Source organism: Mesorhizobium sp. WSM4821, from assembly GCF_055901555.1.
This window is the reverse complement of the sequence record NZ_CM148371.1, coordinates 5409171-5428260: the sequence shown is the minus strand read 5'-3', so window position 1 is coordinate 5428260 and position 19090 is coordinate 5409171. Positions and strand designations below refer to the sequence as shown.

Below are 19090 nucleotides of genomic sequence, written 5' to 3'. Positions count from 1 at the left end.
ACGACAAGCATGGCTTTAAGCTGCCTCGCTGAGTCCCAGGCGGCTGATTGCCAGCCTGCGGGTCGAGACGTAATCGGTCTTGCCCGAGCCCAGCACCGGGATTTCCTCGACCTTGACGATGTCGTTCGGCACCATGAGGTCGGCGGCACCGGCTTTTTTTCCGAACGTGCGCAATTCGTTGGGGTCGGCGTCATTGGCGGTGGTGACCAGCACGATGCGCTCGCCGCGGCGTTTGTCCGGAACCGCCACCACGGCGTGGTGCTCTTCCGGCCATAGCGACTGCACCAGCATCTCGACCGCGCCCAGCGACACCATCTCGCCGGCGATCTTGGCGAAGCGCTTGGCCCGGCCGCGGATGGTGAGGAAGCCCTCGCGGTCGACTGAAACGATGTCGCCGGTATCGTGCCAGCCGTCGCGCGGCTGCAATTCGCCGGGTCGATCTGCTGTCATGTAGCCCATCATCAGGTTCGGCCCATCGAGCCACAACTGTCCGGCGCTGCTGATGCCCTCGACCGGTTCGAGTTTCATCCGTATGGCCGGCAACAGCCGGCCGACCGTGCCGTCGCGGCCGTGGATGGCTGTGTTGACGGCAACAACGGGCGCTGCCTCGGTCAGCCCGAAACCTTCGATGATCTCGGCCTGGAAGCGTTCACGGTAGACACGGCGCGTCTCCGTTCTCACCGCCTCGGCGCCGGCGACGATGAAGCGCAGGCTGGAGAAATCGCCGTCCTTGGCGGTGCGCGCATAATTGGCGAGGAAGGTGTCCGTGCCGAACATGACGGTCGGCCTTGCCTTGCGCGCGACTTCGGGGATCAGCTTGTAGTGGAGCGGCGAGGGGTAGAGGAACAATTTTACCCCGGTGACCAGCGGCAGGATGGTGCCGCCGGTGAGCCCGAACGAGTGGAACACCGGCAGCACGTTGAGCAGGATGTCGGCTGGCGAGATGGTGATGCGGGCTTCGGCCTGCATGGCGTTGGCGAGAAGGTTCCTATGCGACAGCACCACCGCCTTGGGCGTGCCCTCAGAGCCTGAGGTGAACAGGATCACCGCAGGCTTGGCTGCATTCTGCCGCTGCAGCGGCAGGCGCCACAGCAGCGCGGCGGCGAGCTTGTCCAGCACGGTTACGCTGGCCCGCACATCCTCCAGCCACAGCAGCCGGGCGCCGCCTTCTTCCACTGCCTCGACGATGTCAGCGAGGCTGGCCTTGTCGACAAAGGCTCGCGACGAGACCACCGTGCGGATCTCCGCAGTGCGCACGGCTGCGGTGACGCTGGCCGGGCCTGCGGTGTAGTTGATCATCGCGGCCACCCGGCTCGCCGACAACAGGCCAATGAACGACAGCACAACGCCGTTGGCGTTGGGCAGCAGCAGTCCAACCGCTTCGCCCGGCGCCGTCACGGCCTCGAAGCGGCGGCCCAACACCCGCGCGCCGATGAACAGCTTTCTGTAGCTCAGCGCGCCGCTGATCACGTCTTCGACGATAGGATGTGAGGCGCCGACCCGGTCGGCGGCGTCGCGTATGGCGAGAAACAGGCCGCGATCAAGATCGCTGCCGAACAGCCGGGCCTCGGCGAAACGGTCGAACAGCGCATTGGTGTTCGAGGACTGATCAGGGTTTCGCGCCAAAAGCTCGGCGATGGTCATCGGCTCCAGCACACTGATCGACAGGCGCGGAAACCAGTGCCGCGGCGCCTTGTTCGCCGGCGTCAGCGATGCCGGCAGCGTTCGTGCTCCAGCGACGAAGATCGGCACGATGCGGGCGTCGGCCTGCATCGCGATGCGGGTGACGGCGCGAAACAGGCGAAACGTTCTGACATCAGGCTCGACCGCATCAGGCAGGTAGACGGCGAGGCGGCCCTTGCCCTTCAGCACCCGCACCAGCCGACGGCTGACGAAGACGTGCTCGGCGTTGAAGGCGATTGTGCGGCCAAGCTCGCGCCAGGGTTCGAGCCAGGGCGACCGCGCCGAGGCCTGATCGAGGATGTGCAACGTGTCTTCCGGCAGCAGTGACAGCATCAGCGCCGGTTCGAGGCGCGACTGATGCGAAATGACATAGATGACCGGGGTGGCTGCGTTGCGGGCGATCCTGATACGACCGTCGGCAATCCGGTAGGCGAGCTTGAACGGCACATACAGCAGCGCCTGGATGAAGCGCAGGCCGAGGCGGAATTTCTCCACCACGCCGATCAGCAGCCAGGCCGCAACGAGGCCCGCAAGCAGCGCCAGTGTCAGGATCATGGCCGCATCTCTCCCAACGTTCTTCACGTCGCGCCTCTTTGGCGGGCGCTTCGGTGAGAACCTAGCCGAAGTGGGCTCAACGTCAATGCGGAGGTGCGGTTCCTTAGCCTTGCTGGGCTAACCCGCCAGTAAAAGTGCGTGCCAATCTGTCCTTGCGGCAGAGAAAGCGCCTGCGGGATGAGTGTGGATCGACGGAGCGGCTCACGCCGCTTTCAACCTCCCGCTGATGAAGCGGAATTCCTGCGTCTTGCCGCCATAGCCATAGGCAGCGGCCGGCACCTCATGCACAAAGGCGTAGCTTTCCTCGTGCATCTGACCCAGCATGCGGCCAAAGGCGGTGAAGATCGCCTTGAGATAGCCTTCCAGTTCGAGCTTGGTGTTAGTACCGTCGACCACCTTTATGTCGAGCCAGAAGGTCTTCACGCCGTGCTCGGCCATTGACTTGCCGCTGGCGAACCAGTGCTGCGGGTCGAGATAGGATATGGCGACTGCCGTGATGGTGGGATCCTTGCGCAGATGCGTCGCGGTCAGTTCGCTTACCTCCCGCGCTATGGTGGCGGACAGAGCGGCATCGGGCCTGCCGGTGACGCTGACATTGATGATCGGCATATCTCTTCTCCTGGGTTTTGTCTCGCGCGGTAGAGAAAACCATGTCACGGTTCTATAATCGAAAAAATCGAATTGTTTTTGAGTAACACTTCGATAATATTGAATTATGCAGACGCTCGATCCCGATCTCCTCAAAACTTTTCTCGCCTTCGTCGATGGCGGCTCGCTGGCACAGGCGGCATCGATCGTTGGCCGATCGCCTTCGGCGGTGACGGCGCAGATGCAGCGGCTGGAGGACATTGTCGGCGAACCGCTTTTGGTGCCGCAGGGGCGAGGGCGCGGCTTGACGCCGGCCGGCGAGGATCTTGTCGGACATGCGCGGCGCATCCTGGCCGCCCATCGCGAGGCGTGGCTGGCGCTCAACGGCGCGCGTGCCGATGGGCGCATCGCCATCGGCACGACGCAGGATTTCGCCGACAGCGGCCTGCCGGATTTGCTCAGGGCCTTCGCCATGAGTCATCCACGCGTCAGGATCGAGTTGCGCGTCGGCCGCTCCGCCGAATTGGCGCAGGCGCTGCAATCCGGCACCCTCGATCTGGCGATCGCCATGCGCCAGGCGCCGGCGCCCGACGAAGTCGGCGTGCTCCGCGAGACGATGGTCTGGCTCTGTTCGCAAAAGGGGCTGGTCTCGCACCAGAACGAGGTGCCGTTGGCACTGCTCGACCCGCATTGCGGCTTTCGCGACGCGGCAATCGCGGCGCTTGATGCGGCTGGCCGCCGCTACCGCATCGCCGCCGGCAGCGCCAGCCTGGCTGGACTGCGCACAGCGGTGAATGCCGGCATCGCGCTGACGCTGAGGACGGCGCGGTTCGCTCATTCCGGCATCGTCGAGGCGCCGCGCGATCTTGGCCTGCCGTCGGTCCCCGCTGCAGAATTCGCCATCCGGTTGCGCGAGGGGGCCGACCGGCCAGCGCAGGACCTGGCCGCGTTGATCAGCGGCAGCCTTCCCTTGGCCCTAGCCTGATGCCCAAAGAAAAAGCCGACCTTGCGGTCGGCTATAGGTTGACGGGTCGAGGGGTTTGGGGGGACTTGGGGGTGACCCGTCGATCCAACAATGCCTGAACCCAATGATGGTTCCGTGACTTTGCAAATTTATTTGGAGCAAATTTACCTCAGGGACAGATTTCTCAGGCAGAGCGCTGCCTCGCCGCTTGCCAGTCGCGCCCGGCATGGGCGAACACTGCGCAAAGCACGATGATGCCTCCGATCATGCTGGCGGCCGGCGGGATCTCGGCCAGGAACAGAAAGGCGAACAGGATCGCAAACGGTACTTCAGCCGAGCCCAGCAGGCCGGATTCGGCGGCCGGGATGAGCCGCGCACCCTCCGTCCACAGAATAGAGGCCAGCGCGAAGGACATCCCGAAAGCGACGAGCAGAACGGCGTCCCTGGCCGAGACCGCCAACGGGTCGGTGACGAACCAGCCGAGCACGAACAAAAGAAACGCCGACACCGCGCCGGCCCACACCACAGGCGTGTCGCGGAAGGCGCGCACCATGATCATGTAGAGCGCGGCGCCGATGGTCATCAGCAGCGCCAGCCCGTCGCCGAACAGGTGGCCGGCACCGAAGCCGGACCAGACCATGATCGCCACGCCGCTGAGCGACACGGCGGCGGCGGCAAGCGTCTGCAGTCGGAAGCGCTCACGGACCAGCATGAAGGCAAGCAGCGCGGTGACGAAGGGCGCGGTGGCATAGATAATCGCGACATTGGCGACGAAGGTGAACTTGAACGCCGAGATGAAGGCGATGCTGGCGAGCGCGCCCTCGATCGCCAGCAGCCAGCCGCGCCAGCCGAGGCGCAGGCTTTCACGCCCGCCGGAGCGGCGGCGCCGCCAAAGCACATAGAGCGTGATCAGGATCGAGCCGACGAAGCCGCGCCAGCAGGTGATGGTCAGCGGGTCGGCATGGATCGACTTGGTCAACACACCGGTGAGGCCGAAGACCGCCGCCGACGCCGAAACCAGGATAATGCCAAGGGTGCGCTCGGCGGCGGTGTCGGTGATGCCTGGCATGCTTAGGGATCCCGTCATGTCACCAGACTACGCTGCCTTGTCCTGACGCCGTACTGTCAGCAGGGATTGCCCCATCCTACAGCCGCTTGCGAAAATGTCCGTTGCCGATGATCAGCAGGCCGGCGGCGACGATGACGGCCACGGCATACGCTATACGGGCGAACCCCTGCTGGACGCTGCGCCAGCGGCGAGCTTGCGTTGGGGCAGGTCTGGCGGCTCGGCTATCCAGTCCGGCCCATTCGGCTGAACAGGACTTAGTTGCGCAACTGATTCATCTCATCGGAGCCGATGCGTGAGCTCGACACGAAGTGACCATCCGTATCGCACGGCTCCTGCGGAGCACGCCGTGAACCTCCCTGTTGACTCGGCCCCTGGGTCAGCCCCGATAGAAAGGCGGTCAACCGCAACGAGGTGATTCATGAGCTCTTCCGCCCAGTTCCTGAATGCTTCCGAAGCCGCCTGCCGGCTTGGGGTGTCGACCAAAGCCCTGCGGCTCTATGAGCGGCGTGGCCTGATCGCTCCAATCCGCACCGCGGCCGGATGGCGGGCCTACGGTCCTGTCGAGATGGGCCGCGCAGCCGAGATCGCGGCCCTGCGCGCGCTTGGCTTCAGCCTCGCCCAGGTGGCGCGGGTGTTGGAGGGCGACTCGCGGGGCTTGGAGCCGGTCTTGGCCGCGCACCAGGCAGTACTCGAAGACCGGCTGCGTCAGCTTGTCGGCACTATAGAGAAGGTCGGTAGCCTACGGGATGATCTCGCTCGAGGCGAGGCGCCAACCGCCGGGGAACTGGCGCGCCTGATGGCGCCAGATGTCACGCCCAGCGTCGCTTTCGACCTTCCCTGGCCTTGGGGCGGCGAGCGCTTCGAACTAGGACCTATCCGATCACTGAACTACATCATCGGTCCGCTAGGCAGCGGCAAGACCCGGCTGGCGCAGCGCCTGGCCGAGACCTTGCCCAACACCGCCTTCCTTGGCCTAGACCGGTTGGCGGATGGCGGTGCGATGGCTCCGGCTCGCATGGACGCGGATCCAGCTCTGAGGTCGCGGGTCGATCAGACGCTGGCCTGGCTCGTCGAGGACGGCGCCACTGTATCGGACGCACTGATCGCCCTTCTCGTTGGACTGGAAGCCGAAGGCCCGGCGATGCTGGTCGTCGACATGATCGAACAGGGGCTGGACCAGGCTTCGCAAGATGTCCTGATTGCCCATCTGCGGCGCCGTGGCCCCGGTGGTCGACCACTTTTTCTGCTCACACGCTCCTGCGCGATACTGGACCTGGCGGCCGTCGGCACCGACGAAGCGATCATCCTCTGCCCCGCCAATCACAGCCCGCCAACGCATGTCGCCCCGTACCCCGGCACGCCCGGCTACGAGGCCGTCGCCACCTGCCTGGCCTCACCCGAGGTACGGGCTCGGACGGACGGCGTCATCGCCTGGCGGCCCCAGGTGGTATGAAAAGGCACCAGGTCAAATGACGCAGCCATGCCTGGACAGCTTGTCACTGCGATCCAAATGTCGTGAAATCGAAGCTGAGGCCGTACCCGGTTCCATCGAGTATCGCGGCGGGCGATGAAAATAACTGCCGAAGAGGTTGGATATGGACGCCATCGGACTGAAGGCCATGCAGGCGCCGCTCAAGGAGGCCTATCGCGACGACGCGTCGAGTGCGCTGATCACGCTCAGGGCCAGGGGCTCGATCGACGACCAATCGATCGCCTGCAAGGTGGAAACGGGCAGGGCGCTGGCCGTTGCCGGTCTCCATCCGGCTACCGGTGGTTCCGGGCTCGAACTGTGCTCGGGCGACATGCTGCTGGAGGCGCTGGTCGCTTGCGCCGGCGTAACGCTGAAGGCGGTGGCGACGGCGCTGGAGTTCAAGCTCGGCACTGCTACGGTGGAGGCCGAAGGCGATCTCGATTTTCGTGGCACCTTAGGTGTGGCAAGGGATGCGCCGGTCGGCTTCCGCGCGATCCGTTTGAATTTCAGCCTCGACAGTGACGAGCCACAAGAGCGCATCGACACGCTGCTCAAGCTGACCGAACGCTATTGCGTGGTGTTCCAGACCATCAATCAGAAGCCGGAACTGACGGTGACCGCGCAGCGCTGAAAACGCGCCGTCGGCTACTCGCTTTCGCCTTCGTCGGCGAACGGCGAGGCGCTCGGCACGCACTGCACCGCCCAGCCGGCCGGCGTCGGCTGCTTCTGGTATTCGGTGACGGCGGAGGTGCACTGTTCGCGAGTGTCGAACGTGCTGGGCAGTACCACCATGCCGCCTTGCGGGCCGGCGACTACCAGATACCAGACCAACGCTACGCTCGAAGCCGCCATGGAAATTTCCTCGGTTGTTGTGGGAATCAGGCAATCCTATCAACTGCGGCCAATCGACGAAAGCGTCCGCCGGCCGCGGCATTGCAGCCGCGTTAATGCCGGAACAGCTCAGTTCACGGCAAAGCAGTAGAAGAGGCCGTCGCCGCCGGTGCTCTTCAGCGCCTCCTGACTGCAGCCGCCGCGTGAAGCGTGCGAGGAATTCCAAGACTTGGCGGCGGCCGAATCGTCGAGACCGGTGCGGTCGTGATGGCCCGTCATCGCCGCACCCTCAGCTCCGCTGAGCGTCCAGTCGCCGCAGGTCTGGTCGGCGATTTTCGTGCCTTCGGGCGTGGAGCCGGTCAGCACGTCGTGCCGGTTGGGCTTGTCGCCGCGGCCGTTGACCACTTCACCCTTTTCGTCGAGCGCCGTCTGCTTGGTGATGGCATTGGCCTCGCCGTGCAGCGAAGCGACATCGTCAGCGATCTTGACGCCCTTTGCGTTGAACCACGGCCCCTTTCCGATGCGGTCGCGCGCATCCTCGGTGCTGGTCGAGAGATAGGCAGCCCAAGTCTTGCCGGTAACGCCGGCGGCTTCAGCCAGCGAGGCGCAATGGGCGTCCGCACCCTTGAGGCCGCCGAGATCGGCGCCCTTGCCAGATCCCACGCTGGTGACGAAGAAACTCATCGTCGCATCCTGCGAGGATGCGACGCCGATGGCTGTCAGCGATGCAGCGGCGGTGACGAGAAGCAGTCTGCGCATGGTGGTCCTCCGTTTGCGAATATTCCAACAACGTCGGTTGCGGCGCAATTCTTCCGCCAAAATGCTCGATGCGTCTACTCCGGCTGCCTGTAGGCGACAAAGCGGTTGTGCTTGGCCTGGAAGATCAGTCCGGTTTCCTTGAGCGCGGGGCTGGCCAGCGGCGCGATACGTTTGGCGATCTCCGAGGGATGCGGCAGCGTTTCCGGATCCTCGCCGGGCACGGCCTGTGCCCGCATGGCGGTGCGGGTGGCGCCGGGGTCGGCGGCATTGACCCTGAGGGCCAAGTTTTGCGTCTCATGCGCCCAGGAACGCATCATCGTCTCGACCGCAGCCTTCGATGCCGCATAAGGCGCCCAGAAGGCTCGCGCCGAATGGGCGGCGTTGGAGGAAAGCACGATGGCGCGGCCGGCATCGGAGAGCCTGAGCAGCGGGTCGACCGAACGGATCAGCCGCCATGTCGAGGTGACGTTGATGGTCATCACCTTCTCGAAGGTCTTGGCCTCGACATGGCCGATCGGCGAGATGACGCCGAGCACCCCCGCATTGGCGACGAGGACGTCGAGCTTGCCCCAGCGTTCGTGGATGGCGCCGCCCAGCCGGTCGATGCCGGCCATGTCGGCGAGGTCGAGCGGCACCAGCGTCGCCTGCCCGCCGGCCGACTTGATCTCGTCGTCAAGCTCTTCCAGCCCGCCGACCGTGCGGGCGACGGCGATGACATGGGCACCGGCGGCGGCAAGTTCCTTGGCGATGAAGTAGCCGATGCCGCGCGAGGCGCCGGTGACGACCGCGATGCGGCCGGAAAGGTCGAGGGTCATGCGGGAATTTCCGTGAAGTTGGCGTGAAACACGCCCCTCTGCCCTGCCGGGCATCTCCCCCTCAAGGGGGGAGATTGGGCGTCATCGAGGCTGGCGATTGTCCTTTTACCTCGGCGATTGACGAAACCCTTGCGTTCAGCCGATCTCCCCCCTTGAGGGGGAGATGTCCGGCAGGACAGAGGGGGGTAAACTGGCGAAGGCAAATGGCGATCCGACAGCCCTACGACCCGCCCGCCGCCAAGAGCGACAGGGTGCGCACATTGTCGGAGCCTTCGAAGTCGGCAAGGCGAGTCGGATATTGCCCGGTGAAGCAGGCGTCGCAGAATTGCGGCTGCTCATTGTCGCGACTGGCCTCGCCGACGGCGCGGTAGAGCCCGTCGATACTGAGGAAACCGAGCGAATCGACGCGGATGAACTCGGCCATCTCTTCCACCGACATGCGCGACGCCAGCAGCTTCGACTTCTCCGGCGTGTCGACACCGTAGAAGCAGGAAGCCCGCGTCGGCGGCGATGCGATGCGCATGTGCACTTCCTTGGCGCCGGCATCGCGCACCATCTGCACGATCTTCTGGCTGGTGGTGCCGCGTACGATCGAATCGTCGACCAGCACCACGCGCTTGCCTTCGATCATGCGGCGGTTGGCGTTGTGCTTGAGCTTGACACCCATGTGGCGGATCGAATCGCCGGGCTGGATGAAGGTGCGGCCGACATAGTGATTGCGGATGATGCCGAGCTCGAACGGGATGCCCGCGGCCTGCGAAAAGCCGATCGCCGCCGGTGTGCCGCTATCCGGTACCGGCACGACGATATCGGCCTCGACCGGGCTTTCGAGCGCCAATTCGGCGCCGATGCGCTTGCGCACCTCGTAGACGTTGCGGCCTTCGACCGACGAATCCGGACGCGCGAAATAAACATATTCGAAGATGCAGAAGCGGGTTTTCTGCGGCTCGAAGGGAAACAGGCTCTCGATGCCCTTGGTGGTGACGACGACCATCTCGCCGGGCTTCAGGTCGCGCACGAAACGCGCACCGATGATATCGAGCGCGCAGGTCTCGGAAGCCAGGATCCAGGCGCCATCGAGATCGCCGAGCACCAGCGGGCGGATGCCGAGCGGATCGCGGCAACCGATCATCTTCTTTGCCGTCATCGCCACCAGCGAGAAGGCACCCTCGACCTGGCGCACCGCATCGATGAAGCGCGAGTTGAGATCGCGTTCCCTGCTGGTGGCGACCAGATGCAGGATCGTCTCGGTGTCGGAGGTCGATGAGAAGATCGCGCCTTGTTTCTGCAGTGCGCGCTGCACGGTCATGGCGTTGGTGAGGTTGCCGTTGTGGGCGACCGCGAAACCACCCTCGGCGAGCTCGGCGAAAAACGGCTGGATGTTGCGTTGGCCGGCGCCACCGGTGGTGGCGTAGCGCGTGTGGCCGATGGCGCGGTTGCCCTGCAGGCTGTCGATGACGCGCTGCTTGGTGAAGGTGTCGCCGATCAGGCCGACATGATGTTCGACATGAAACTGGGTGCCGTCGTAGGAAACGATGCCGGCCGCCTCCTGGCCGCGATGCTGCAACGCATGCAGGCCAAGCGTCACGATAGCTGCGGCGTCCTGCCGGCCGAAAATACCGAACACACCGCATTCGTCATGGAAATGATCGTCGGCTTCGGCGGAAAGCACGTCGTCTGCGTCTGCCATCTTCAGCTCCGCTAAAGTCGCTATATAGTGTGATGCCTGCTCGAGAGCAACGTAGAGTTTGCAGCGCTCACATGATCGTCAGTTTGCCGGCGCCGGATTGGTCGGCGCATTGTCGGCCGGCGGAGCGTCGGTTCCGCTGTCGTCGGGCGCCGGAGCGTCGGTCTCGTCGCCGGTTGCCGGCGCGTCCGCCGCGGGTGCGTCCGCCGCCGGGGGTGTCTCGGCACCGGTCTCGGGTGCCGGCTGATTCGGGTTGAGCCTGTTGAGGATCGCGTTTTCCGGATCCTCGGGCAGGAGGCTTTCGAGCTTGGCGCCGATCGATTCGAGCAGCGGTCGCGACTTGGCGTTGGCGACCCAGCCCGGAGCCTTCTCGCCGGCCAGCCAGTTGAAGAACAGCAGGGCTACCGCGACGACCAGGATGCCGCGCGCCGCGCCATAGAGGAAACCGAGCGTGCGGTCGAGCGCGCCGATCCTGGAATCGATGATCCAGTCGGCGAGCTTCATGGTGATGACGGAAACGACAATCAGCGCGATGATGAAGACGATGCCCGCGGAGGCCACCATGGCAACCTTCTCATTGTCGACATAGGGCTGAACATAAGGCAGGACCGGTTTGTAGAAGAAGAACGCCGCTGCTGCCGCCGCTATCCAGGAGATGATGGAGAGGACCTCGCGCGAAAAGCCGCGAACCATGGCGAGCATCGCCGAGACCAAGGTGAAGCCGACGAGAATTCCGTCAAGCAGCGTAATCGGCATGTCTTTTGCCCCACTCCGGTCTCTTTTTCACGACTCGGCGAGCCGCGTCACTCTTGCTCGTCGGCGCGGCTGCGCCGTGAGCCGGCTATGCGCGCCACGAGATCGGCAAGCTCGGTGGGCTGGAAAGCGCCGGCCCCTATCCCCCCGGCAAGTTCCTCGCTGCCCAAGGGCAGAACCGCGCTTCCGAAACCCAGCTTTTCGGCTTCCTTCAGGCGCTGCTGCGCATGCGCAACCGGCCTTACGGCGCCCGAAAGGCTGATTTCGCCGAAATAGACGCAATCGGCCGGAAGGGCAAGACCGGTGAGCGAGGAAACCAGCGCGGCCGCCACCGCTAGATCGGCGGCCGGCTCCGAAATGCGGTAGCCGCCGGCAACATTGAGATAGACGTCGTGGGTACCGAAGCGGACCCCGCAATGGGCTTCGAGGACGGCGAGGATCATCGACAGCCGGGCGCCGTCCCAGCCCACGACAGCGCGGCGGGGGGTGCCCAGAGACGACGGCGCCACGAGTGCCTGGATCTCGACCAGCACCGGGCGGGTTCCCTCCATGCCGGCGAAAACCGCCGCACCCGGCGCTTTTGCATGCCGTTCGCCGAGAAAAAGCTCGGACGGATTGGCGACCTCGCGCAGGCCCATGTCAGACATTTCGAAGACGCCGATCTCGTCGGTCGGCCCGAAGCGGTTCTTGACCGTGCGCAGGATGCGGTAGTGGTGGCCGCCTTCGCCCTCGAAATAAAGCACCGCGTCGACCATGTGCTCGACGACGCGCGGCCCGGCGATCTGGCCGTCCTTGGTGACGTGGCCGACCAGCACGATCGCCGCCCCTGTGGATTTCGCATAGCGGATCATCGCCTGGGCGGAGGCGCGCACCTGGGTGACGGTGCCGGGCGCAGAATCGGCCATGTCGGTCCACAAGGTCTGGATCGAATCGAGAATCACCAGGTCCGGCCGCTTGCCGTCGGCGATGGTGGCGAGGATGTCCTCGACATTGGTCTCGGCGGCCAGTTCGACCGGGGTCGAGGCGACGCCGAGCCGTTGCGCGCGCAGCCGGATCTGGGCAACGGCCTCCTCGCCGGAGACATAGACGATGCGGTGGCCCTTTGCCGCCAGTGCGGCGGCTGCCTGGGTCAGTAGCGTCGACTTGCCGATGCCGGGATCGCCGCCGACCAGAAGGGCAGAGCCCCGCACGAAGCCGCCACCGGTGGCGCGGTCAAGTTCGCCGATGCCGGACACGATGCGCGGCGCGTCCTCGATATCGCCGGACAAAGTCGTGAGCACCACCGCGCGGCCCTTGCGCGCATTGCGGGAGTTGGCCGGACCCGAGCCGATACCGCCGGACGTACCTTCCTCGACCAGCGTGTTCCACTCGCCGCAGGCATCGCATTTGCCCGCCCAGCGCTGATGCACCGAACCGCAATTCTGGCAGATGAACTGGACGCGGGATTTGGCCAAGCTGCTACCTTCCCGCCAACTGGCGAGCGCCGTGATCTTTCGCGCCCCCCTCTGTCCTGCCGGACATCTCCCCCACGAGGGGGGAGATCGGATTGCGCTTCGGGTTTCGCCAATTTTCGGCGTTGCAGAAAAAAGGGCTGGCGTAGATGACGGCCAATCTCCCCCCTCGTGGGGGAGATGTCCGGCAGGACAGAGGGGGACGCCGTAGAGCGCCGCCGTCCCGCATTTTTGGTGCGTCGTCCGTCAAACGCTACTCAAACCTCTCCGCGATATGATGCTCTTCCGCAAGGTCGGAGAAGCGGGTGAACTCGCCCTGGAAGGCGAGGCTGACCGAGCCGGTCGGCCCATGGCGCTGCTTGGCTACGATGACCTCGGCCTTGCCGCGCATCTCGTTCATCTCGTTTTCCCATTTGATGTATTCGTCGGTGCCGGGTTTCGGCTCGCGGTTCTTCAGGTAGTATTCCTCCCGGTAGACGAACAGCACCACGTCGGCGTCCTGCTCGATCGAACCCGATTCGCGCAGATCCGAGAGCTGTGGGCGCTTGTCGTCGCGGCTTTCAACCTGACGCGAGAGCTGCGACAGCGCGATGATCGGCACGGCAAGCTCCTTGGCCAGCGCCTTCAAGCCGGTGGTGATCTCGGTGATCTCCTGCACGCGGTTCTGCGAGGATTTCGCGCTCGACCCTTGCATCAGCTGGATATAGTCGATGACGATGACGTCGAGGCCGCGCTGCCGCTTCAGCCGCCGCGCGCGGGCAGAAAGCTGCGCGATCGAGATACCGCCGGTCTGGTCGATGAACAGCGGGATCTTCTGCATGGTCTGTGAGCAGGCGACCAGCTTTTCGAAATCCATCTCGCTGATCTCGCCGCGGCGGATCTTCGACGACGGGATTTCGGTCTGCTCGGAAATGATGCGGGTGGCGAGCTGTTCCGACGACATTTCGAGCGAGAAGAAACCGACCACGCCGCCATTGGCCGCCTTGAACGAACCGTCGGCCTGCTGCGCCGGCACATAGGCCTCGGCGATGTTGAAAGCCATGTTGGTGGCGAGCGAGGTCTTGCCCATGCCGGGGCGGCCGGCGATGATGATCAGGTCGGACGGCTGCAGGCCGCCCATGCGGCGATCGAGATCGCGCAGGCCCGTTGCGACGCCCGACAAATGCCCGTCGCGCATATAGGCGGCGTTGGCCATGTCGACGGCGGTCTTCACCGCGTCGGTGAAGCTCTCGAAGCCACCGTCGTAGCGGCCGGTCTCGGCCAGTTCGAACAGGCGCCGTTCGGCATCCTCGATCTGCTCGGACGGCGACATGTCGACCGGCGCATCATAGGCGATGTTGACCATGTCTTCGCCGACGGTGATCAGCGCGCGCCGCGTGGCGAGATCGTAGATGGCCCGGCCGTAGTCGGCGGCGTTGACGACGGTGACCGCCTCGACGGCCAATCGCACGATATATTGCGCAACCGTCATGTCGCCGACCTTCTCGTCGGCCGGCAGGAAGGTCTTCAGCGTGATCGGTGTCGCTATCTTGCCCATGCGGATGAGTTCGGCGGCGACCTCGAAGATTTTTCTATGCAGCGGCTCGTAGAAATGGCCCGACTTGAGGAAGTCCGAGACGCGGTAGAAGGCATCGTTGTTGACCAGGATGGCGCCGAGCAGCGCCTGCTCGGCCTCGATGTTATTCGGCGCCTCACGATAAAGCGGTTGCTCCGCCACGCCGAATTTTCGCGCTGCCTCTGCCATGATGTCCCCGAATCCGATCCCGGTTCTCGATATCAGAACGAGAAAAAGCCGGTGCTGACTTATCTGCATCACTGCGCGTGGAACTTGCCTTGATGCCCGCTGTTCACAGGAACGGCAAACCGTCCACAGGACAGAATTCCCGTGCCCCGATTCCAGTTGACTCTGCAAGGTCGCGATTCTACGCGATGCATTGAACAAATCAAGAACAAAATCGAAGAGGAGGAAGCTGCACCAGGAATCGGCGCGAGACTAGATTGTGTCGCCCCAGTCGAGCCGTCGCACCAGCCTGAATGCATCTCCATCGCGCTTGGTGAACAGTTTTTCGCTAGCGCTGCCGTCCTTTTGGCAAAGCTTGAGCAGAACCTTGCCTGAACCGGATTTCGGCGGCGCGATCACCCGCGCGGCACGTGACGAGGCAGCTTGCCGCGAGGCAGCCACGAAAATGAATTTCTCGTCCTCCCATGGCACGTCGGCGTCCTTGGCCAGCCGGTGCAGGCGCGAGCGTGCGACACGGCGCGAAAAATGGCACCAGTTGGGGGCTGTGAGCGGGCAGGGTGCCTCATGCGGGCAAGGGGCAAGCACATGCGCGCCTGCCTCGATGAGGTGCCGGCGCACGGCAAGGATGCGCTGCCATCCGGCCGGCGTGCCCGGCTCGACGACCAGAAGCGTGTCGCCTGTCAGCTGCCAGAGCCGGTCGATGAGCTTTGGCAGCGACGCCGGCGCGATCTCGTCCAGCACATAGGCACAGGTAACCAGCTCGGCTGGTTTGAGATTGCCAAGGTCGATGGTGACATCCCCGGCCAGCCAGGCGATTTTGGCCGTCATCGCGTCTGCGGCAAGGGTTTCCCCGACACGGCGCACCGCGGCGCCCGCCTCGAGCAACACCGCCTGTTCGAGGTCGGGCCAGAGATCGATCGTGGCCCAAAGCACCGTACCGGGGCCGGCGCCGACATCGAGCAGGGTTTTCGGAGCATAATCGGGCCTTGCCTCGCTGAGCGCATCAAGGCTGGCACGGATGGCGGCATAGGTCGCCGGCAGCCGGGTCGCCAGATAGGCCTTGACCGCCATCTCTTCGGCCATATGCAGGCGACCATCGCGCAGTTCGGCGCGGTAACGGTCGGACAGCGTTTTTGCCGCTTGCTTCAACGTCGGCAGCGGCACCTTTTCGAGGAGACTCTCGACACCCTGTCGAAGCGGGATCGGCAGTTCCATGGCTCACGCCCCCCTAGGCGCGAGCAGGATGATCGAGGCGCCAACGATGCAGAGCGCGGAACCGGCAAGGTCCCAGCGGTCGGGGCGCACGCCTTCCACCAGCCAAAGCCATCCGAGCGAGGCGGCGATGTAAACGCCGCCATAGGCGGCATAGGCGCGGCCCGCCGCACTGATGTCCACCAGCGCCAGCAGAAAGCCGAACAGGGCGAGCGAGACTATGCCTGGCGCCAGCCACAGCGGCGACTTTTCCAGTCGCCACCATGCCCAGATCGAAAAGCAGCCGGCGATCTCGGCAAGGGCAGCGATGATGTAGATGAGATAGGTCATGAAGAGGGTCTCGTGGCGACGGCGAGACCTTTTTCGGCATGCAGGCAGGCAATGGCAAGCGGCAATGGCGTGGCGGCCGGCAGTTATTCCGGATCCGCCACCTTGCGCCGCCGCACGGGCTTGGCGGCAGGGGCTTTTAGGCGATGCCCCATGTCGCGCATCTCCAGCGCCTTCTCGCATTTGGCCATATAGTCTCGAGACATCGGCAGCGTGTCGTTCTTTTTGGCGATCTGGATCTGGAAGATCACCAGATCCTGCCAGCGGAAGGCTGCTTCCGATGCTGCCAGATAGAACTCCCACATGCGGCAGAAGCGCTCGTCATAGATCGCCTTGGCCTTGTTGCGATTTGCGGCGAAGCGCTCGCCCCAGTGCTTCAACGTGTCGGCATAGTGCAGCCGCAGGATCTCGATATCGGTGACGATGAGGCCCGACTTTTCGATCGCCGGCATCACTTCCGAGAGCGAGGGGATGTAGCCGCCGGGGAAAATGTATTTGCGGATGAAGGCGCTGGTTGCCCACGGCACGCCGGAGCGGCCGATCGTGTGCAGCAGCATGACGCCGTCCGGCTTGAGCAGCGTCGCCGACTTGTCGAAGAAGATGCGGAAGTGGTTGACGCCGACATGCTCGAACATGCCGACCGAGACGATGCGGTCGAAGCGCTCGTTGAGCTCGCGGTAATCCCTCAACTCGAAATGCACGCGGTTTTCCAGACCTTGCGCATGGGCGCGGTCGGTGGCGACGCCATGCTGCTCGGTCGACAACGTGACACCTTGCACGTCCACGTCGAAGGACTTGGCGAGATAGAGGCCGAGCCCGCCCCAGCCGGAGCCGATATCGAGCACCGTCTGGCCGGCTTTCAGCCTGAGCTTGGCGGCGATGTGGCGCTTCTTGGCGGCCTGCGCCTCGTCGAGCGTCATGTCCGGCTGCTCGAAATAGGCGCAGGAATACTGCATGTCCTCGTCGAGAAAGAGCCGGTAGAGGTCGCCCGACAGATCATAGTGGCGCTGCACGTTGCGGCGGGCGCGCGCCGCCGTGTTGATTTGCTGCAGGCGGCGGAAGGCGTGGCGCAGGCCCTCTATCGCCTTCGACCAGGTCGCGTCGATCCCGCCGCTGCCCATGTTCTGGAAGGCGATGCGCATCACTCCCAGCACGCCGCCCTCGAGTATGTCGAGCTCTCCGTCCATATAGGCTTCCGGCACCGCCAGCATCGGATCGAAGGTGATGGCACGCTCGGCATGCGCCGTCTTGATGTGCATGTGCACCGGCTCGCCGCTGCCGTCGCCGAACATAACCGACCGGCCTTTCGGTCCGGTGACTTTGAGATTGCCGGTGCGCACCAGGCGGTCGAGAACGCGCTTCAACAGAATATTCATGACCAAACGTCCCCTCTCGGTCAGACACGCTGTCCTATTCTGCATCAACATATAGGGTTTCGAAAAGTTCCTTTTGGCACAAAAATGCCCGGGCGAGAGGCCCGGGCATTGGTCCACAAACGATTGGAGCCGACTAAGTGACCGGAACGCCGTGCCGACGCCCGGCCGTATGTGATCAGGCGTTGTCTTCGCCGCCCTCGAACTCGGCATTGGGGTCGAAGAAGTTCTCCGGGCGCGCATTGTCGTTGATATCTTCGCCATAGATGGCTTCGGCGGTGGTCAGCGTCTCGCCCTGGGCCTGGCGCTCGGCTTCGTCGGCCGTGCGGGCGATGTTGAGCGTGATGGTAACCTCGACTTCCGGATGCAGCGCGATCGCCACATTGGTAAGACCGATGGTCTTGATCGGCTGGTTGAGCAGTATCTGGTTGCGGTTGACGGAAAAGCCTTCTGCGATCAGCAGCTCGGCGATGTCGCGAGTCGACACCGAGCCGTAGAGCTGACCGGTTTCGCCGGCCGAACGCACGGCGATGAAGCTCTTGCCGTCGAGTTTTTCCGAAATCTGCATAGCCTCGGACTTGCGCTCGAGGTTGCGGGCTTCGAGCTGGGCGCGCTGGCCTTCGAATTTCTTCTTGTTGGCTTCGTTGGCGCGAAGCGCCTTGCCCTGCGGCAGCAGGAAGTTGCGGGCGAATCCGTCCTTGACCTTGACGGTATCGCCCATCTGGCCGAGACGGGAAACGCGTTCGAGAAGAATGACTTCCATGGTTTTGTTCCTTCGTTTGGGCGCCAATCACTGGGCATCGACGCCGAATTGTCTGGAACAGGTCAGGAAGCTGAGGGCGTCGCCGCCTATGTCGCTGTCCTGCCTGTCGCGGCAGTTAGAGGTCTTCACCTCAACCCGGGATTTGATGGCAAACCCTGCGGCGCCCGTCGCCGTGGGAGAAGCGGGCGGCGAACCGCCCGCTCACGAGTGTTAGCGAACCACGTAGGGCAGCAGGCCGAGGAAGCGGGCGCGCTTGATCGCCTTTGCGAGTTCGCGCTGCTTCTTCTGGCTGACGGCGGTGATGCGCGACGGCACGATCTTGCCGCGCTCGGAGATGTAGCGCTGCAGAAGACGCACGTCCTTGTAGTCGATCTTGGGCGCGTTGGCGCCGGAGAACGGGCAGGTCTTGCGGCGGCGATGGAAGGGGCGCCGGGTCGGGATCTGATTGATGTCGACCATTATTCTGCACCCCCTTCAACACCTTCGCGCGGACGGCGCGGACCACGGTCTGCACCGGCGTCGCCACCGAAGCTGCGCGGCGGACGATCGCCACGGTCGCCGCGATCGCGGTCGCCGAACGAGCGCGGACCGCGATCGCGGTCGCCGAAGCTGCCTCGCTCCGAGCGCTCTTCGCGCTTCTGCATCATCGCCGACGGGCCTTCCTCATGCGCATCGACCTTGACGGTGAGGAAACGCAGCACATCCTCGGACAGGCCCATCTGGCGCTCCATCTCGTTGAGCGCCGCCGGCGGGCAGGTGATGTCCATCAGCGTGTAGTATGCCTTCCGGTTCTTGTTGACCCGGTAGGTAAGGGACTTCAGTCCCCAGTTCTCGACTCGGCCGACGGACCCGCCATTGGCGGAGATGACACCCTTGTACTGTTCGACAAGCGCATCGACCTGCTGCTGCGAGAGGTCCTGCCGGGCAAGAAACACATGTTCGTAAAGAGCCATATTGTTATTTGCCTTTCTTCGTTTCTCTCCCGGTCCCGGCGGCAAAAGCCTCTGCAACTTCTCTGACCCGCTAGTCCCGAAGGTGCGGGGAAGAA

Annotated in this window: 20 protein-coding genes; 4 read left to right on the top strand and 16 right to left on the bottom strand. The window is 64.2% G+C overall.

Annotation, left to right across the window (positions count from 1 at the left end):
• Nucleotides 1-15: 15 nt before the first annotated feature.
• Together AC0NID_RS26490 and AC0NID_RS26485 are read right to left on the bottom strand one after the other, a co-directional pair.
• Nucleotides 16-2238: an AMP-binding protein gene (locus AC0NID_RS26490; protein WP_473457410.1), complete on the bottom strand. Its 2223-nt coding sequence runs from the start codon at nucleotides 2236-2238 to the stop codon at nucleotides 16-18.
• Nucleotides 2239-2439: 201 nt separating this feature from the next.
• Complete coding sequence (locus AC0NID_RS26485) at nucleotides 2440-2847, bottom strand: tautomerase family protein (protein WP_473457412.1); 408 nt, start codon at nucleotides 2845-2847, stop codon at nucleotides 2440-2442.
• A 106-nt stretch (nucleotides 2848-2953) separates the two neighbouring features.
• Here AC0NID_RS26485 and AC0NID_RS26480 point away from each other — a divergent pair, with 106 nt between their 5' ends.
• Nucleotides 2954-3811, top strand: a complete 858-nt coding sequence (locus tag AC0NID_RS26480; protein WP_473457413.1) for a LysR substrate-binding domain-containing protein — start codon at nucleotides 2954-2956, stop codon at nucleotides 3809-3811.
• A gap of 163 nt (nucleotides 3812-3974) precedes the next feature.
• Here AC0NID_RS26480 and AC0NID_RS26475 read toward each other — a convergent pair whose 3' ends face one another.
• Nucleotides 3975-4859, bottom strand: coding sequence for a DMT family transporter (locus tag AC0NID_RS26475; protein ID WP_473457415.1), 885 nt, complete (start codon nucleotides 4857-4859; stop codon nucleotides 3975-3977).
• Nucleotides 4860-4953: 94 nt separating this feature from the next.
• Between AC0NID_RS26475 and AC0NID_RS26470 the strand changes: the two genes are divergently transcribed.
• The 3 genes from AC0NID_RS26470 to AC0NID_RS26460 all read left to right on the top strand — a co-directional run bounded on the left by AC0NID_RS26470 (nucleotide 4954) and on the right by AC0NID_RS26460 (nucleotide 6961).
• Nucleotides 4954-5106 (top strand): hypothetical protein, encoded by a 153-nt coding sequence (locus AC0NID_RS26470; protein WP_473457416.1) that lies wholly within the window; start codon nucleotides 4954-4956, stop codon nucleotides 5104-5106.
• 171 nt (nucleotides 5107-5277) lie between these two features.
• Nucleotides 5278-6312, top strand: a complete 1035-nt coding sequence (locus AC0NID_RS26465; RefSeq protein ID WP_473457417.1) for a MerR family transcriptional regulator — start codon at nucleotides 5278-5280, stop codon at nucleotides 6310-6312.
• A 142-nt stretch (nucleotides 6313-6454) separates the two neighbouring features.
• Nucleotides 6455-6961, top strand: coding sequence for an OsmC family protein (locus AC0NID_RS26460; RefSeq protein WP_473457418.1), 507 nt, complete (start codon nucleotides 6455-6457; stop codon nucleotides 6959-6961).
• A gap of 14 nt (nucleotides 6962-6975) precedes the next feature.
• Here AC0NID_RS26460 and AC0NID_RS26455 read toward each other — a convergent pair whose 3' ends face one another.
• From AC0NID_RS26455 to rpsF, 13 genes are all read right to left on the bottom strand, one after another.
• Nucleotides 6976-7182 carry a hypothetical protein gene (locus AC0NID_RS26455; RefSeq protein ID WP_473457419.1) on the bottom strand — a complete coding sequence of 69 codons (207 nt, stop codon included), beginning with the start codon at nucleotides 7180-7182 and terminating at the stop codon, nucleotides 6976-6978.
• Nucleotides 7183-7290: 108 nt separating this feature from the next.
• Nucleotides 7291-7920, bottom strand: coding sequence for a hypothetical protein (locus AC0NID_RS26450; RefSeq protein WP_473457420.1), 630 nt, complete (start codon nucleotides 7918-7920; stop codon nucleotides 7291-7293).
• A 74-nt stretch (nucleotides 7921-7994) separates the two neighbouring features.
• Nucleotides 7995-8735, bottom strand: a complete 741-nt coding sequence (locus AC0NID_RS26445) for an SDR family NAD(P)-dependent oxidoreductase (RefSeq protein ID WP_473457421.1) — start codon at nucleotides 8733-8735, stop codon at nucleotides 7995-7997.
• 220 nt (nucleotides 8736-8955) lie between these two features.
• Entirely contained in the window at nucleotides 8956-10425 is a 1470-nt protein-coding gene (gene purF / locus AC0NID_RS26440; RefSeq protein WP_473457422.1) for an amidophosphoribosyltransferase, read from the bottom strand.
• 78 nt (nucleotides 10426-10503) lie between these two features.
• Complete coding sequence (locus AC0NID_RS26435; protein WP_473457423.1) at nucleotides 10504-11178, bottom strand: CvpA family protein; 675 nt, start codon at nucleotides 11176-11178, stop codon at nucleotides 10504-10506.
• A 47-nt stretch (nucleotides 11179-11225) separates the two neighbouring features.
• The gene (radA, locus tag AC0NID_RS26430) at nucleotides 11226-12629 is read right to left on the bottom strand and encodes a DNA repair protein RadA (protein WP_473457424.1); all 1404 of its coding nucleotides are present in this window, start codon (nucleotides 12627-12629) and stop codon (nucleotides 11226-11228) included.
• A 250-nt stretch (nucleotides 12630-12879) separates the two neighbouring features.
• Nucleotides 12880-14370: a replicative DNA helicase gene (locus tag AC0NID_RS26425; protein ID WP_473457425.1), complete on the bottom strand. Its 1491-nt coding sequence runs from the start codon at nucleotides 14368-14370 to the stop codon at nucleotides 12880-12882.
• Nucleotides 14371-14619: 249 nt separating this feature from the next.
• The gene (locus tag AC0NID_RS26420) at nucleotides 14620-15582 is read right to left on the bottom strand and encodes a small ribosomal subunit Rsm22 family protein (protein ID WP_473457427.1); all 963 of its coding nucleotides are present in this window, start codon (nucleotides 15580-15582) and stop codon (nucleotides 14620-14622) included.
• A gap of 3 nt (nucleotides 15583-15585) precedes the next feature.
• Nucleotides 15586-15909 (bottom strand): YnfA family protein, encoded by a 324-nt coding sequence (locus AC0NID_RS26415; RefSeq protein ID WP_473457428.1) that lies wholly within the window; start codon nucleotides 15907-15909, stop codon nucleotides 15586-15588.
• A gap of 83 nt (nucleotides 15910-15992) precedes the next feature.
• Nucleotides 15993-17282 (bottom strand): class I SAM-dependent methyltransferase, encoded by a 1290-nt coding sequence (locus tag AC0NID_RS26410; RefSeq protein ID WP_473457429.1) that lies wholly within the window; start codon nucleotides 17280-17282, stop codon nucleotides 15993-15995.
• Nucleotides 17283-17457: 175 nt separating this feature from the next.
• On the bottom strand, nucleotides 17458-18042 hold the full coding sequence (rplI, locus tag AC0NID_RS26405; protein ID WP_473457430.1) for a 50S ribosomal protein L9: 585 nt from the start codon (nucleotides 18040-18042) through the stop codon (nucleotides 17458-17460).
• Nucleotides 18043-18252: 210 nt separating this feature from the next.
• Complete coding sequence (rpsR, locus tag AC0NID_RS26400; protein ID WP_006203718.1) at nucleotides 18253-18501, bottom strand: 30S ribosomal protein S18; 249 nt, start codon at nucleotides 18499-18501, stop codon at nucleotides 18253-18255.
• Nucleotides 18501-18995 (bottom strand): 30S ribosomal protein S6, encoded by a 495-nt coding sequence (gene rpsF / locus AC0NID_RS26395; protein WP_473457432.1) that lies wholly within the window; start codon nucleotides 18993-18995, stop codon nucleotides 18501-18503. The genes rpsR and rpsF overlap by 1 nt, the downstream gene beginning before the upstream one ends.
• Nucleotides 18996-19090 lie beyond the last annotated feature (95 nt).

What these genes read in the sequence shown, in the direction of transcription:
- AC0NID_RS26455 (WP_473457419.1), bottom strand. Translation starts at nt 7,182, where the DNA reads ATGGCGGCTTCGAGCGTAGCGTTGGTCTGGTATCTGGTAGTCGCCGGC.
- AC0NID_RS26465 (WP_473457417.1), top strand. Translation starts at nt 5,278, where the DNA reads ATGAGCTCTTCCGCCCAGTTCCTGAATGCTTCCGAAGCCGCCTGCCGG.
- rpsF (WP_473457432.1), bottom strand. Translation starts at nt 18,995, where the DNA reads ATGGCTCTTTACGAACATGTGTTTCTTGCCCGGCAGGACCTCTCGCAG.
- AC0NID_RS26460 (WP_473457418.1), top strand. Translation starts at nt 6,455, where the DNA reads ATGGACGCCATCGGACTGAAGGCCATGCAGGCGCCGCTCAAGGAGGCC.
- AC0NID_RS26480 (WP_473457413.1), top strand. Translation starts at nt 2,954, where the DNA reads ATGCAGACGCTCGATCCCGATCTCCTCAAAACTTTTCTCGCCTTCGTC.
- purF (WP_473457422.1), bottom strand. Translation starts at nt 10,425, where the DNA reads ATGGCAGACGCAGACGACGTGCTTTCCGCCGAAGCCGACGATCATTTC.
- rpsR (WP_006203718.1), bottom strand. Translation starts at nt 18,501, where the DNA reads ATGGTCGACATCAATCAGATCCCGACCCGGCGCCCCTTCCATCGCCGC.
- AC0NID_RS26410 (WP_473457429.1), bottom strand. Translation starts at nt 17,282, where the DNA reads ATGAATATTCTGTTGAAGCGCGTTCTCGACCGCCTGGTGCGCACCGGC.
- AC0NID_RS26415 (WP_473457428.1), bottom strand. Translation starts at nt 15,909, where the DNA reads ATGACCTATCTCATCTACATCATCGCTGCCCTTGCCGAGATCGCCGGC.
- AC0NID_RS26450 (WP_473457420.1), bottom strand. Translation starts at nt 7,920, where the DNA reads ATGCGCAGACTGCTTCTCGTCACCGCCGCTGCATCGCTGACAGCCATC.
- rplI (WP_473457430.1), bottom strand. Translation starts at nt 18,042, where the DNA reads ATGGAAGTCATTCTTCTCGAACGCGTTTCCCGTCTCGGCCAGATGGGC.
- AC0NID_RS26435 (WP_473457423.1), bottom strand. Translation starts at nt 11,178, where the DNA reads ATGCCGATTACGCTGCTTGACGGAATTCTCGTCGGCTTCACCTTGGTC.
- AC0NID_RS26490 (WP_473457410.1), bottom strand. Translation starts at nt 2,238, where the DNA reads ATGATCCTGACACTGGCGCTGCTTGCGGGCCTCGTTGCGGCCTGGCTG.
- AC0NID_RS26445 (WP_473457421.1), bottom strand. Translation starts at nt 8,735, where the DNA reads ATGACCCTCGACCTTTCCGGCCGCATCGCGGTCGTCACCGGCGCCTCG.
- AC0NID_RS26470 (WP_473457416.1), top strand. Translation starts at nt 4,954, where the DNA reads ATGTCCGTTGCCGATGATCAGCAGGCCGGCGGCGACGATGACGGCCAC.
- AC0NID_RS26425 (WP_473457425.1), bottom strand. Translation starts at nt 14,370, where the DNA reads ATGGCAGAGGCAGCGCGAAAATTCGGCGTGGCGGAGCAACCGCTTTAT.
- AC0NID_RS26485 (WP_473457412.1), bottom strand. Translation starts at nt 2,847, where the DNA reads ATGCCGATCATCAATGTCAGCGTCACCGGCAGGCCCGATGCCGCTCTG.
- AC0NID_RS26475 (WP_473457415.1), bottom strand. Translation starts at nt 4,859, where the DNA reads ATGCCAGGCATCACCGACACCGCCGCCGAGCGCACCCTTGGCATTATC.
- AC0NID_RS26420 (WP_473457427.1), bottom strand. Translation starts at nt 15,582, where the DNA reads ATGGAACTGCCGATCCCGCTTCGACAGGGTGTCGAGAGTCTCCTCGAA.